The following is a 13,166-nucleotide window of genomic DNA, read 5'->3' on the forward strand; positions in this document are numbered from 1 at the left end:
CGTGGAGGGATGCCGCAGCCTGTCGATCCCCGGGTGCTCGGGGCTGTGGCAGTCGGCGGCGCCGTCGGCGTGCTGGCACGCGGGCTGATCATCGCGCCCGTCGCGGACCCGGCCGCCGCGCCGTGGACGACGCTCGCGATCAACGGCGTCGGATCGCTGCTGCTGGGCCTCATCGTCGGATGGCTCGACGACCGGCATCCGCTGGCGCGCGCGTTCCTGGGCACCGGGGTGATGGGCGGCTTCACGACCTACAGTGCGTTCGCGGTGTCGACGGCGCTGTGGCTGTCGACGCCGTGGCTCGCCGCCGGGCTGGCTGCGGCATCCCTTCTCGCCGGCGTCGTCGGCGCACTCATCGGGCTGTTCATCGGACGCCGCATCGCCGACGTGCCCGGCGAGATCGAGCCGATCGAGGACGCCGAGTGAGCCCGTGGCTCTGGGCCGCGGCGCTCGCCGGCGGCGTCGGCGCGGGGCTGCGCTACGCCGTGGACCGCTGGCTCACCCCCGCGCGCGGCGCGCGGTTCCCGGTCGGGATCCTCGTCGTGAACGTGTCGGGCTCGTTCGTGCTCGGCGTGGTCACCGGTCTCGGCTCGGCCATGGCGCCCGAGCTCTCGCTCGTGCTGGGGCTCGGCCTGCTCGGCGGCTACACGACCTTCAGCACCGTGTCGGTGGAGACGGTGCTGCTCGCGCAGCGGAAGCAGTGGCGGGATGCCGCCCTCAACCTGTTCGGCACGCTCGTGCTCGCGGCCGTCGGCGCCGGGCTGGGGCTCTGGCTGGGAGCGGTCCTATCGCGCCTGTGAGCGCATGAAATACTGAAAACCGATACACGTTCGTATCGTGCGGATTCCCGCATCCATGCACCACCTCACCCAGCGAAGGCATTGCTGTGTCGAACCTCGCCGTCCTGAGTCTCAAGAACCGCGCACTGATCGCGCTCATCACGATCGTGGCCGCCATCTTCGGCGGCCTCGCGCTGACGAACCTCAAGCAGGAGCTCATCCCCTCGATCGAGTTCCCCGCGCTGATCGTCGTCTCGACCTATCCGGGCGCGTCCCCGGATGTCGTCAACAACGACGTGTCCACACCCATCGAGTCCGCCATCCAGGGCGTACCGGGGCTGGAGGGCACCACCGCGACCAGCACGACGAACGCGTCGATCGTGCAGGCGACCTTCACGTACGGCACCGATCTCGCGACCGCCGAGCAGAAGATGACGCAGGCGATCAACCGCATCCAGTCGACGCTGCCGACCGGGGTCGAGCCGAACGTGCTGTCGGTGAGCATCGACGACCTGCCCGTGATCCAGATCGCCGTGACCGGGTACGACGACGAAGAGACCATCCAGGCTCAGCTGGAGGCATCCGTCATCCCCGATCTCGAGGATGTCGACGGCGTCAACGCCGCCCAGATCGTCGGCGGCGTCGGTCAGCGGGTGACCATCACGCCCGACCAGGCCGCGCTCGCCGCCGCGGGCTACACGCAGCAGGCGATCAGCGACGCGCTCAAGCAGAACGGCGTGCTGTTCCCGGGTGGTGCGATCACCGAGGACGACCAGACGCTGACAGTCCAGACCGGCAGCAAGATCACCTCCGTCGACGAGATCGCCGCGCTGCCGCTCGTACCGAGCGACGCCGAGCAGTTCGCCGGCGCACAGCAGACCATCGGCGATGTCGCGACAGTGGTGCAGGAGACCGACCCGGTGACCAGCATCTCGCGCGTGAACGGTGAGCCGGCGCTGACGATCGCCGTCACCAAGCTTCCCTCCGCGAACACCGTCGACGTCTCGCGCGGGGTGACGGCGCTGCTGCCGAGCCTCGAGGACGACATCGACGGCGTCCAGTTCACCGTGGTCTTCGACCAGGCGCCCTACATCCAGCAGTCCATCGACTCGCTCGCGCAGGAGGGCCTGCTCGGCCTGGTCTTCGCGGTGATCGTCATCTTCCTGTTCCTGCTGTCGGTGCGCTCGACCCTGGTCGCGGCGATCTCGATCCCGACCAGCGTGCTCATCACGTTCATCGGCATCCAGGCGTTCGGCTTCTCGCTGAACATCCTGACGCTCGGCGCGCTGACGATCGCGATCGGCCGCGTGGTCGACGACTCGATCGTCGTGATCGAGAACATCAAACGGCACTACGTCGGCGATGCCGACAAGAAGACCGCCATCCTGCGCGGCGTGCGCGAGGTGGCGACGGCGATCAGCGCGTCGACCATCACGACGGTCGCGGTCTTCCTGCCGATCGCCTTCGTGGGCGACGTGACCGGGGAGTTGTTCCGGCCGTTCGCGATGACCGTCACGATCGCCATGCTCGCCTCGCTGTTCGTGGCGCTGACCATCGTGCCGGTGCTCGCGTACTGGTTCCTGCGCCCGGGCAAGCCGATCCTCACCCCGGAGGGGGCGGCGATCGATCCCGAGGACCCGGCCGCGCCCCCGAGCCGCCTGCAGAAGTCCTACCTGCCGATCCTCACCTGGACGCTCAAGCACTCGTGGGTCACGCTGCTCGTCGCGGTGCTCGTGCTCGGCGGCACGCTCGCCATGGCGCCGCTGATGAAGACGAACTTCCTCGGCGACTCGGGGCAGAACACCTTCACGGTCACGCAGGACCTCGGGCCGGCGCCCAGCCTCGAAGCCGAGAACGCGGCGTCCCAGCCCGTCGAAGAGGCGCTGCTCGGCATCGACGGGATCGAGACGGTGCAGGTCTCGATCGGCTCCAGCGGCTCGGCCCTGCGCGACGCGTTCAGCGGCGGCAGCGCCGGGATCACGTACTCGATCACGACCGACCCCGACGCCGATCAGGTCGCGCTGCGCGAGGACGTGCAGAACGCGCTCGCCGACCTCGACGACGTGGGCACGCTCACCGTCGGCACCGGCAACGGCGGCTTCGGCTCGAGCGACATCGAGGTGGACGTCACCGCTCCCGACGCCGGGACCCTCACCGACGCGACCGATGCGGTCGTGGATGCCGTCACCGGCGCCGAGGGCGTCGGCCAGGTGTCGAGCAACCTGTCGGCCTCGCTGCCGTACATCGCGGTGACGGTCGACCGCGACAAGGCCGCCCAGCTCGGTCTGTCGGAGGTCGCCGTCGGCGGTCTGGTCTCGGCGGCCATGCAGCCGCAGCAGGCCGGCTCGGTCGAGATCGACGACACGACGCTGACTGTCTACGTCGCCGTCTCGGACCCGCCGGCCTCGATCGACGAGCTGCGCGCCCTGCCGGTTCCGAGCGCGACCGGACCGGTGCCGCTGTCGGACGTCGCGACTGTCGAAGAGAGCAACGGGCCCGCCTCGATCACCACCGAGGACGGCCGGCGCACCGCCACCGTCACCGTCTCGCCGTCCACCGACGACCTGGCCACGGCGACCGCGTCGGTCACGCAGGCGATCGCCGACGCCGATCTGCCGAAGTCGGCCGACGCCGCCATCGGCGGTGTGGCCTCACAGCAGGGCGACGCGTTCTCGCAGCTCGGCCTCGCGATGCTGGCCGCGATCCTCATCGTCTACATCGTGATGGTCGCCACCTTCCGCTCGCTGCGCCAGCCGCTGCTGCTGCTGGTCTCGGTGCCGTTCGCCGCGACCGGTGCGATCCTCCTGCAGATCATCACGGGTGTGCCGCTGGGCGTGGCCTCGCTCATCGGCGTGCTGATGCTGATCGGCATCGTCGTGACGAACGCGATCGTCCTCGTCGACCTGGTGAACCAGTACCGCGAGAAGGGCCTGACGACGCATGACGCCACCCTTGCGGGCGGATCCCGCCGACTCCGGCCGATCCTCATGACGGCGCTCGCGACGATCTTCGCGCTCACGCCGATGGCGCTGGGGATCACCGGCCACGGCGGGTTCATCTCGCAGCCGCTGGCGATCGTCGTGATCGGCGGTCTCATCTCGTCGACAGTGCTGACCCTGCTCGTTCTGCCGACCCTGTACAACCTCGTCGAGGGCGCCAAGGAGCGCCGCGCCGCACGCCGCAGCGGCGGTGACGGTTCGGGCGACGGCGGCGACGGCCCGGCTCCCGAGGGCGAAGGCCCCGACGAGGGGACGGATGCCGCAGCCGAGCACGAGGGCGAACTCGTGGCGGTCGGCGCGCACGGCACCGAGGCGGCGGAAGCTGCCGGTGCGGCGGGACCGGTCGCCGCCGGCGCCGCGGGTGCTGCCGTGTTCGAGACACGGCGTGAGCGTCGTGCGCGCGCGACGGCCGGTGGCCGCAAGGGCGCCGTCGCCGCCGAGACCGCCGCCGTCGCCGTGCCGGTGATCGAAGAGGGCCCCGACGTCGAGGTGTCGCCCACGCAGCCTGCGCCGGAAGCGGCTGCGGACGAGCCGGGCGTCGAAGCTGTGGTGGTCGAGGAAGGCCCCGACATCGAGGTCTCGCCGGCCGAGCCCGCGCCGGTCGCGGCGGAGGCTGTGCCTGACGAGCCGGTCGCGCAGTCCGCTCCTGCCGAGGCCGAGGCCGAGGGCGAGGCGAGTGGGGCCGAGGCGACTGCAGCTGAAGCCACCGAGGCAGAGGCCGCTCAGGCTGAGGCGTCGCCGGCGGGTGCCGTCGAGCCGGCCGCGGACGAGGTCGAGGCCGAACCCGCCGAAGACGAGGCCGAGCCGGTCTCGGCCGAGTCCTCAGCCGAGGACGCGCCTGCCGAGGACGCGGCCGAGGGCGCCACTGCGGAGGAGCCGGCCGACGCGGCGCTCGATGAAGCGGAGCCCGAGGAGGTCGCGGAGGCCGAGGAGCCGACGGAGGGGGCGGAGTCCGAGGTTCGGATCGAAGCCGCTGAGTCCGAGGCATCCGGCGACGACTCCGACTCCGAGCCCACCGTCCACGAGGGCGAGCCGGTCGAGGGGACGGATGCCGGATCCGACGAGGAGCCCGCGCAGCCGGAGCCCGACCAGACCGACCACGATCAGGTCGAGCTCGACGGTTCGGCGAAGCCCGAGCGCCGCGACGACGCCTGACGAGGACCCAGGAGGGATGGATGCTCCGCGGCATGCGGCATCCATCCCTCTCTTCGTCCCGGGCACGCGAGTCCGGGGATCCCGCGGCCGAACCAGGGGAATCGCGCCGAGACCGAGGGCGACACCCCCGGGTTCGCCGACAATCCCCGGTCTCGCCGAAGCGGGGGAACTGCTCGCCGAAGCGGGGGATCTGCTCGCCGAAGCGGGGGATCTGCTCGCCGAAGCGGGGGATCTGCTCGCCGAGGCAGGGGATCAGTGGTGGGGCTGCAGCCAGGGACGCAACAGCCGCGTGACAGCGGGGAGCACGGCGTAGGTCATGACAGGGGTGAGCAGCACGGTCGACAGGAGCACGCGCGCGATCAGCGGCCACTCCGCGAACCCGGGCACGAAGCCGAGCAGCCACGAGGCGAGGAGGTTCGTGGGGAAGAAGCCGAGCCAGATCGTGACGGCCTGCTTGTAGCGCGGCGGGGCTGCCGGGATGGGCTGCTGGATCGGGCCGGTGGCCGGTGCAGCGGGGCCCCTCGTCTCGACGTGGGTCGCGAACGGAGCGTCGAACCAGCCTTCGATGCCGGTGCGTCGCTCGACTTTGACCTCGCGGGCGAAAGCACGACCGGAGTCGAGCCACCAGCCGCGCTGCGGCGAATCCTCCCAGCCCTCGAGGGTCGGGATGTCGCGGAAGCGGTACAGCATGTACCAGAGGTCGCTGCCTTCGCCCGCACGGACCCAGCCCGAGCCGAGGAAGCCCTCGAAGCCTGCGGCCAGATCGGTGCCCGCTTGCATCCAGCTCGTGGCTTCTGCGGTGCGGGACGGGTCGATGCGACGTTCGATCGCGACGGTGACGGGGTGGGCCACGGGTTCTGCCATGGCATCCATTCTGAGTCCGCTCGCGCGGCGGCGGCGTACGGCGACTCCGCAGGCGCCGGCGCGGCAGCGAGCGCGCGCGGAAGGCACAGCAGCCAGATGCCCATGGTGACGAACGCGATGAACTCGAATAGCGCGAGTGTGATCATCCCGGCCGTGAGAACGACCATGCCGGTCGCCAGCAGCGTGACGCACAGCGTCGTCGCGGCGCGGAACCGGCGGCTGCGGCCGGGAAGGGCGAGTCCCGACGCGACGGTCGACAGGAACGACAGGCCGAGGCCCGTCGCGATCAGGTTGTGCATGTCGGGACTGACGGGGATCGGGACGAGTCCCACCGCCGTCAGGTGCAGTCCCGCCGAGACGACCGACCCACGGAATGCGCGCGAGGTGCGACGACGGATCCCCAGGGGCAGCGCCACCGCGACGAGGACGCCGTAGGCCGCCAGGACGAAGCCCGCGAAGATCGCGGTGGCGTTGAACATGCGGCCCGAGAAGTCCGAGTGCGTGCCCAGCTGCGAGAAGTGGTGCTGCCACCATGTCGGGTCGTTCGTCGTCAGCACGGCGATGAGCACGCCCGCCGGAAGCGACAGCACGGCGAGCCGACCGACGCGGTGCGCGACCACGACCGGCGCGGCGCCGGTGATCGGTGCGATCTGGGCGGCATTGTCCGGTATGGATGCCGTCGGCGGTGCGTCCGTGACGAGGACCGAAGTGACGGATCCGCCGGTGGCGTCTGAAAGGGTCGTGGGATGCATTCGACTCACGATCGGTTCGGTGCGACGCGTTGTCCGGTGTCGGCGCATCCCCAGATGGACCGATCCGGAGCCTCGTCGTGGTATGACGACAGATTCCCCAGTGGAACGGGGACGCCGAACTGCACAAAACCCCAGTTCAGCGGTGACCCCCCGGTCGGCGGCAAGCCGCTGTGGCAACAGTAGCCCGCGCCGTCGGCGGAAGGCTGGCCGTTGACACAACGCGACCCGGCGCAGGAGCGTGGCCGTCGCCGCGAAGTGGACGTCGGATCGGGCTCCTCGTGCCGGAACGCGGCGTCCGGCGTGACGGGCTTCGCCGGCCGGGGAACCATGCACGGGTAACCTGGACGGGCCGGCTCACGCACCGTGCCGCGCTCGCGGCGCGCGGGTGCCCGCGGACCGCGCCCAGGAGGAGCCGGATGCCCAAGAACAAGAAGCCCGGCGGCGGCCGGGCGCCCAAGAACTACGACCCGCGCTACAACCCCCGCGCGCGAGGCGCCCAGAGCGCCCGCGGCCGGGACGCGGCCGACGACCAGAAGCGCCGGCCGGGAGAATCGTCAGCGGGCAAGACCGGCAGTCGCAGCCCCGGCCACCGCGGGTACCGCGCCGAGTCCGCCGAAGCGCCCAAGCGCCGCTGGACCGAGCAGGAGCGCGCCGGCCGCGACGAGGCACGGTCGATCCGCTCGCACGCGCGTGACGATCGTCCGCGCGACGGCGACCGGCCGCGCCGGGCAGACGGTCCGCGTCGCGACGACCGCGCCCGTCGCGACGAGGCTCCGCGCCGCGACGAGCGCGCACCCCGGGACGAGCGCGCACGCCGGGACGACCGGCCGCGGCGGGACGAGGCTCCACGCCATGGCGACCGGGCCCGCCGCGACGACGGCGTCCGTGCCGACGTCGTGCACCAGCGCCTTCGTGCCGACGCCGTCGCGCCGGACCAGGCGGAGGGAGCGACGTTCGCGGGACTCGGCCTCGGCCAGAACATCGTCAAGACGCTCGACGAGCTGGGGGCGCGGCATCCGTTCGCCATTCAGGCCGCGACGATCCCCGCGATCCTCGACGGTCGCGACGTGCTCGCGCGCGGGCGCACCGGCTCGGGCAAGACCATCGCCTTCGGCGCGCCGCTCGTCGAGAGCGTGCTGCGCTCGCAGGCCGGCCAGAAGCGCGAGTTCGGGCGCCCGCCGCGCGCGCTGATCCTCGCGCCGACGCGCGAGCTCGCGCTGCAGATCGATGCGACGATCCAGCCCATCGCCCGCAGCGTCGGGCTGTTCACGACGCAGATCTACGGCGGAGTGCCCAAGGCGCGCCAGCTGGGCGCCCTCAAGAAGGGCATCGACATCGTGATCGGCACGCCCGGCCGCATCGAGGATCTCGTCGAATCCCGCGCGCTCGATCTGTCGGAGGTGCGCGTCGCCGTGCTCGACGAGGCCGATCACATGTGCGAACTCGGGTTCCTGCAGCCCGTGCAGCGCATCATGCGACGCACGCCGCGCGACGCGCAGCGGCTGCTGTTCTCGGCCACTCTCGACGGCGAGGTGTCGGCGCTCGTGAAGGAGTTCCTCACCGAGCCTGCCGTGTACGAGGTCGCCGGCGAGACGCAGCGCTCGGGCACGATCGACCATCGCGTGCTGGTCGTCGACCACCGCGACAAGGCCGAGATCCTGCGCTCGCTCGTCGACCGCGACGGCAAGACGCTCGTGTTCACGCGCACCAGGGCGTACGCCGAGATGCTCGCGGAGCAGTTCGACCAGGCCGGGATCCGGGCGCTCGCGCTCCACGGCGATCTCGACCAGGCCCGCCGCACGCGCAACCTCGAGAAGCTCACGTCAGGGCGCATCGACGTGCTGGTGGCGACCGATGTCGCCGCTCGCGGCATCCACGTCGACGACATCGACCTGGTCGTGCAGGCCGACCCGCCCGACGAGTACAAGACGTACCTGCACCGGTCGGGCCGCACCGGTCGCGCGGGGGCGTCGGGCACCGTCGTGACCCTCGTGACCCGGGCCCGCCGCGCACGCCTGGAGGAGCTGCTCGACCGGGCCGACATCGAGGCGCCGTTCACGGAGTTCCGCCCCGGCGACGAGCTGTAGAAGGCGGCGCGCGTCGACCGGTCGCGCCGCGGAGCGCTCCCGCGGGCACATCCCCGCTCGCCCCGCGGAGCGAGGAACGAGCGACGACGAAAACGTCGCAGGGCGCTCTCGAGAACCCGGCCCCCGCGTCCGTCGCGCGCGTGGCCGGCTCCGACGGGCGACTCACCGCGTTCCGTCTCGCTGCGCTCGCTCAACGACCGAGTGGAAGCGTTTCGTCTCGCAGAGACGGGGTCCGGGCCGTCGCGCCGACGAGCGCGGCCGCAGCGCCGACGAGAAGGCCCGGCACGATCGCCGTGAGAGCGGTGATCAGGATGCCGGCGGCCACTGTCGCGAGGTATGTGCCGAGATCGGCATGGACCACGAAGCTCGTGAACACCGCACGCACGAGGTTGCCCGCGACCATCGCCACGATGGTCACCCACAGCCCGCGGCCGAACGCGCGGCCGGCGTGCGGGCGAAGGTGCTTGCGCGAGGCGGCGCGGAGCATCGCCCAGGCGACCGCGAGCATCACGAGAACGCCGACGGTGTCGGCGATCCAGAACGCCCACGTGGTCTCGCCGAGGGGCATCAGCCGCAGCGGCGGCCACAGGAACGGCAGGCCCGCCGCGGCCGGGATCGCGATGTAGGGGACCCACGTCGTGAGCGTCCCGGTGAGCGGCCAGATGCCGGCCAGCACCGCGACGACGAGCAGCATGACGAGTGTGGCCACGTCCGAGCGGCCGAGAGCGGGGGGTGTCTTCGTCGGCACCGGACGATGATAGCCTCCGTTGCGCGCGGGTTCATACCCCCCCGGCCCGCGCCGGCCCCGTCGGAGAGGACGGTTCGTCATGCTCGGTCCGCGCGCCATCCTGGCGATCGCTCTCGGTGCGCTGGTGGTGGTCGGAGGCGCCGCGGCCGCGCTGCGGACGCCGGGCCCGGCATCCACGTCTTCCTTCGTCCAGGACGACGACGGACGAGCGGTCGTCGCGAACGGATTCAACACGGCCTCGAGCTCGAAGTCGGCGCCGGATGGAATGCCCGAGTTCACCGAGGACGACCTGGCCGCCGAATATGCCGACATGGGCACGGACTTCGTGCGGTTCCTGATCTCGTGGCGCAAAGTCGAGCCCGAGCCCGGGCAGTACGACCAGGACTATCTCGACGACGTCGCCGAGCGCGTCGGCTGGTACGCCGACCGCGGGTATCACGTGATGCTCGACATGCATCAGGACCTGTGGGGCAGCGGGATCACGCCGAGCGGCGACACCGGCAACGGCGCGCCTGAGTGGGCGACGTACCTGGACGGGCTGCCGGTCGCCGACCACGACATGTGGGAGCTGTACTACCTCGAGCCCGGGGTGATCCGCGCATTCGACAACTTCTGGAACACCACCGGTGAGCATCCCGAGCTCGCCGAGCATTACGCGAACGCGTGGCGCGCCGTCGCCGAGCGTTTCGCCGGCGAGCCTGCGGTGGTCGCATACGACCTCATGAACGAGCCCTACGGCGGCACCGTGCAGGGGCCGGCATTCGAGGCGGGTCCGCTGACGTCGCTGTACCAGCGCACCGCCGACGCCATCCGCGACGTGGATGCCGACACCTGGGTGTGCGTCGAGCCCCAGGCGCTCGGGTTCAACTGGGGTCTGCCGACGGGGCTCGGCCGCATCGACGACGCGCGCGACGGCGAGTCGCGCATCGCGTTCTGCCCGCACCTGTACCCGCTGCCGATGGACCTCGGCGACGGGTTCTCGGGCACCAGCCGCGACCTCGTGAAGGGCACGGTGTCGGCGTGGGCGTCGAACACCCTGCGCGCGGCCGAGGCGCTCGGCGGCGTGCCGGTGATCCTGGGGGAGTTCGGGCTCGACACGACACTCCCCGGTGCGCTGGACTACGTCGACCTCGTGTACCGCACCGCAGACGCCGCCGGCATGGGCGTCGTGTACTGGTCGCGCGATCCGGGCAGCTGGGGTCCATATGAGACCGACGGCACGCCCCGCAACCTGGTGGCCACGATCGACCGGCCGTATCCGCGCGTGGTGTCGGGCCCCGTGTCGTCGTGGACCGTCCGCGACGGCGAGCTGGTGCTGCACCGGGACGGCGAGGCCGACGCCGACGGTGCGAGTGAGGTGTACCTCCCCGCCGACCGCTTTCCGCAGGGCGGAGTGGTCGACGGCGGTGAGGTCGTCGAGTGGGATGCCGCGACCCGCGTCCTGACGTTCACCATCGACCGCGGCGCCCCGACCGTCACCATCACGCCGGCGGGCTGACGCGCCGGGTGGGGCATCCCTGGACCCCAGGAATCAGGGGAGCGTCGCGAGGTTCGCGGCCACCGCATCGACGTTGAACCGGAGCACCGGTCCGGCCGCGTCGGCGAGCTCGCCCTGCAGCCGGACGGCGCGCGCAGCAGCCTGGTCGAATGCGCGCCGGTCGAGGCTCTTCTCGATCTCGTCGATCGCCTTGAGCGCGGAGTGGACCGGGATCCCCGGCGCCGCGGTGAGGTCGGAGCGCAGCGAATCGAGGGCATCGCGCACCGGCAGTGACCGGTAGCCGGCGAGGATGCTGATCGTCACCCACTGATGGGTGTCGGCGTCCGCCGGGGCGCCTGGTCGGAACGGTGCAACCGTGCAGGTGATCGATCCGTCTGCGGCGACGGCGACCGTCGCCTCGCTGTGGATCGATTGCGGCTGCTGCCAGGGATCGTCGGGAATCCTCAGCAGGTCGACGCCGGTCCCGAGATCGACGCGCCACGCGCGGTCGGCGGCCCGTGGCGCGAGCGGTGCGAACTGCACGACGACCGGCTGGTCGAGTCCGAACCCCGCTCCGCCGTCGATGATGTCGACGTAGGCGATCTGCTCGAACGAGCCGTAGCCCACAGCCGCGCTCCCCGCGACGGACTCGTCCAGGCCTGCCCCGCTGCTCCGGGTCGCCGACACCCTGACCGGGGTGATCGCTTCGCTGAGCTCCGGCTGGTACGGCACGTAGATCGGCCAGTCGCCGGTGAGCGGGACGCCGCTGAGGCCGGCCAGGGCGGTCTGGACGGCGTTGACGTTCGCCTCCAGCTGGTAGTACCGGACCACTCCATCGGGATCGATGAGCAGGTACGTGGGCCAGCCCGGGGCCTCGGTCGGGCGCCCGTTGGCCTGCCAGATGTCGGTGTTGAGCGTCCGCAGCGGCGAGGCCTCGGCGCCGTCGCAATGGAGCACGAGGTCGTTGCCGAGACGGAACCTCTTCGACCAGCGTCGCGCATCGTCCTGCGTCGTCGCGTTGTGGGAATCGTCGTCGTTGACGACAGTCGCGACCTGGAAGTCGAGTCCGGCACTGTTGACGTAGTCGCTGAACGCCGCGTGCTGCGTGGCGGAGGCCAGGCACGGGCCGCACCAGGTGGCACACACGTCCAGGAGGATCCAGCCGCCCTTCTCGCCGCGCAGTCGGCGCGCGATGCCGTACTGGTCGTAGCCGGTGAGGTTCGGCATGCGCTGGCCCACCCGCCAGCCCGCAGGTCCGCCGGCGGCGCGGGCCGCATCGTGTGGCACGAGGATCGCGGCGGCGGTCGCCAGACCCACGCCGGCGAGCAGGAAGGTACGGCGGTCGACGACGACAGCCGGTCGCATGGTGCGTTCGTTCACGGTGGACCCCCTACATCGATCGGCCGCCAGAGTAGGTATCGCGCACGCATCGTCGCATCGGGCATTTGCCCTATCTGTGAAGGGACGGGCTGGTCCTGGGTGCGGGGAGAGGGGGATGCCACGCCGGGCGTCGTGCCTGTGGTGACGGCGTGCCGGATCGGTCGACCTGCGTCGTGCTCGCGATGCGAAGACGGTGATGGATGCCGGACGCCCGGCATCCGCCCGTCCGACGTGTCAGGCGGAGGGGGCGCTGACCGTGGCGACCAGCACAGGGTCGCCGCCGAGTGCGAGCAGCCGTGCGCGTAGCGCGACTTCGGCGCGGCGGTACGGCTCGGCGCTGTCGTAGAGCAGTGAGCGCATGTTCGTGGCCTCGAGGAACGAGGTGATCTCGAAGGTCAGCTGCCGCGCGTCGTCGAGCAGCGGGAGCTCACCCGCGGTCATGGCGTGCTCGATGCTGCCGGCGAGGTAGTCCTCCCAGTCCCGCATGGCGGCGACGATGGCGTCGCGCACGACCCCGGGCCGCGAGTCGAACTCGACCGACGTGGCGACGAAGAAGCAGCCGCCGCGGAAGACGCGGTCGTGCGAGTACGCGAGCCAGTTCGACAGGACCGCGCACACGCGGACGAGGCCCCGCGGCGTGTCCGCGCGCGCCGGGGCGATCACGGCATCGATGAACACCTCGCGGGCCGCGGCGACGACGGCGAGCTGCAGCTGTTCCTTCGAGCCGAAGAGTGTCGCGATCCCGCTCTTGCTGTGGCCGGAGGCATCCGCGAGCCGTCCGATCGTGAGGCCTTCGAGTCCGTCGACCGTCGCGGTCTGCACGGCGTGGTCGAGCACGACGCGCCGCGATTCGTCGCCGCGCAGGCGACGTCGGTCGATCGGGGCTTGTGTCACGCTCCAAGATTACCGTACGATCGTTCGTATTTAT

The 13,166-nt window shown here is 71.3% G+C and carries 8 protein-coding genes and 2 pseudogenes; 5 read left to right on the forward strand and 5 right to left on the reverse strand.

Translation table 11 applies throughout. The features are described 5' to 3' along the window. Window positions 1-9: 9 nt before the first annotated feature. The 3 genes and pseudogenes from ABEA46_RS10650 to ABEA46_RS10660 all read left to right on the forward strand — a co-directional run. The gene (locus tag ABEA46_RS10650) at window positions 10-423 is read left to right on the forward strand and encodes a fluoride efflux transporter FluC (protein WP_345544522.1); all 414 of its coding nucleotides are present in this window, start codon (window positions 10-12) and stop codon (window positions 421-423) included. Beyond that, the gene (crcB, locus tag ABEA46_RS10655) at window positions 420-797 is read left to right on the forward strand and encodes a fluoride efflux transporter CrcB (RefSeq protein ID WP_345544523.1); all 378 of its coding nucleotides are present in this window, start codon (window positions 420-422) and stop codon (window positions 795-797) included. Before ABEA46_RS10650 ends, crcB begins: the two co-directional genes overlap by 4 nt. A gap of 86 nt (window positions 798-883) precedes the next feature. Beyond that, window positions 884-4,015: pseudogene (locus ABEA46_RS10660) on the forward strand (efflux RND transporter permease subunit); the annotation flags it as partial. 1,167 nt (window positions 4,016-5,182) lie between these two features. On the opposite strand, the gene ABEA46_RS10665 reads toward ABEA46_RS10660, so the two are convergent. Both ABEA46_RS10665 and ABEA46_RS20390 read right to left on the reverse strand, forming a co-directional pair. Continuing rightward, window positions 5,183-5,794: an antibiotic biosynthesis monooxygenase gene (locus ABEA46_RS10665; RefSeq protein WP_425563182.1), complete on the reverse strand. Its 612-nt coding sequence runs from the start codon at window positions 5,792-5,794 to the stop codon at window positions 5,183-5,185. 140 nt (window positions 5,795-5,934) lie between these two features. Then, window positions 5,935-6,594, reverse strand: a pseudogene (locus ABEA46_RS20390) (DUF998 domain-containing protein); the annotation flags it as partial. A gap of 368 nt (window positions 6,595-6,962) precedes the next feature. Here ABEA46_RS20390 and ABEA46_RS10670 point away from each other — a divergent pair. Further along, a complete protein-coding gene (locus ABEA46_RS10670; RefSeq protein ID WP_345544525.1) occupies window positions 6,963-8,633 on the forward strand; it encodes a DEAD/DEAH box helicase in 1,671 nt (556 codons plus the stop codon). Window positions 8,634-8,823: 190 nt separating this feature from the next. Here ABEA46_RS10670 and ABEA46_RS10675 read toward each other — a convergent pair whose 3' ends face one another. Continuing rightward, window positions 8,824-9,381, reverse strand: a complete 558-nt coding sequence (locus tag ABEA46_RS10675) for a hypothetical protein (RefSeq protein WP_345544526.1) — start codon at window positions 9,379-9,381, stop codon at window positions 8,824-8,826. A gap of 79 nt (window positions 9,382-9,460) precedes the next feature. Between ABEA46_RS10675 and ABEA46_RS10680 the strand changes: the two genes are divergently transcribed. Continuing rightward, entirely contained in the window at window positions 9,461-10,879 is a 1,419-nt protein-coding gene (locus ABEA46_RS10680; protein ID WP_345544527.1) for a cellulase family glycosylhydrolase, read from the forward strand. Window positions 10,880-10,912: 33 nt separating this feature from the next. Here the strand turns inward: ABEA46_RS10680 and ABEA46_RS10685 are convergent, their stop codons facing one another. Together ABEA46_RS10685 and ABEA46_RS10690 are read right to left on the reverse strand one after the other, a co-directional pair. Continuing rightward, window positions 10,913-12,238 carry a TlpA family protein disulfide reductase gene (locus ABEA46_RS10685; protein WP_345544528.1) on the reverse strand — a complete coding sequence of 442 codons (1,326 nt, stop codon included), beginning with the start codon at window positions 12,236-12,238 and terminating at the stop codon, window positions 10,913-10,915. Between the two features lie 234 nt (window positions 12,239-12,472). Next, window positions 12,473-13,132: a TetR/AcrR family transcriptional regulator gene (locus ABEA46_RS10690; RefSeq protein WP_345544529.1), complete on the reverse strand. Its 660-nt coding sequence runs from the start codon at window positions 13,130-13,132 to the stop codon at window positions 12,473-12,475. Window positions 13,133-13,166 lie beyond the last annotated feature (34 nt).

It is taken from the genome of Microbacterium jejuense (assembly GCF_039544225.1).
Taxonomy (GTDB): domain Bacteria; phylum Actinomycetota; class Actinomycetes; order Actinomycetales; family Microbacteriaceae; genus Microbacterium; species Microbacterium jejuense.

Bases quoted from the DNA above. Each gene is read 5' to 3' on its own strand.
- ABEA46_RS10670 (WP_345544525.1), top strand. From the start codon at position 6,963: ATGCCCAAGAACAAGAAGCCCGGCGGCGGCCGGGCGCCCAAGAACTAC.
- ABEA46_RS10680 (WP_345544527.1), top strand. From the start codon at position 9,461: ATGCTCGGTCCGCGCGCCATCCTGGCGATCGCTCTCGGTGCGCTGGTG.
- ABEA46_RS10650 (WP_345544522.1), top strand. From the start codon at position 10: ATGCCGCAGCCTGTCGATCCCCGGGTGCTCGGGGCTGTGGCAGTCGGC.
- ABEA46_RS10665 (WP_425563182.1), bottom strand. From the start codon at position 5,794: ATGGCAGAACCCGTGGCCCACCCCGTCACCGTCGCGATCGAACGTCGC.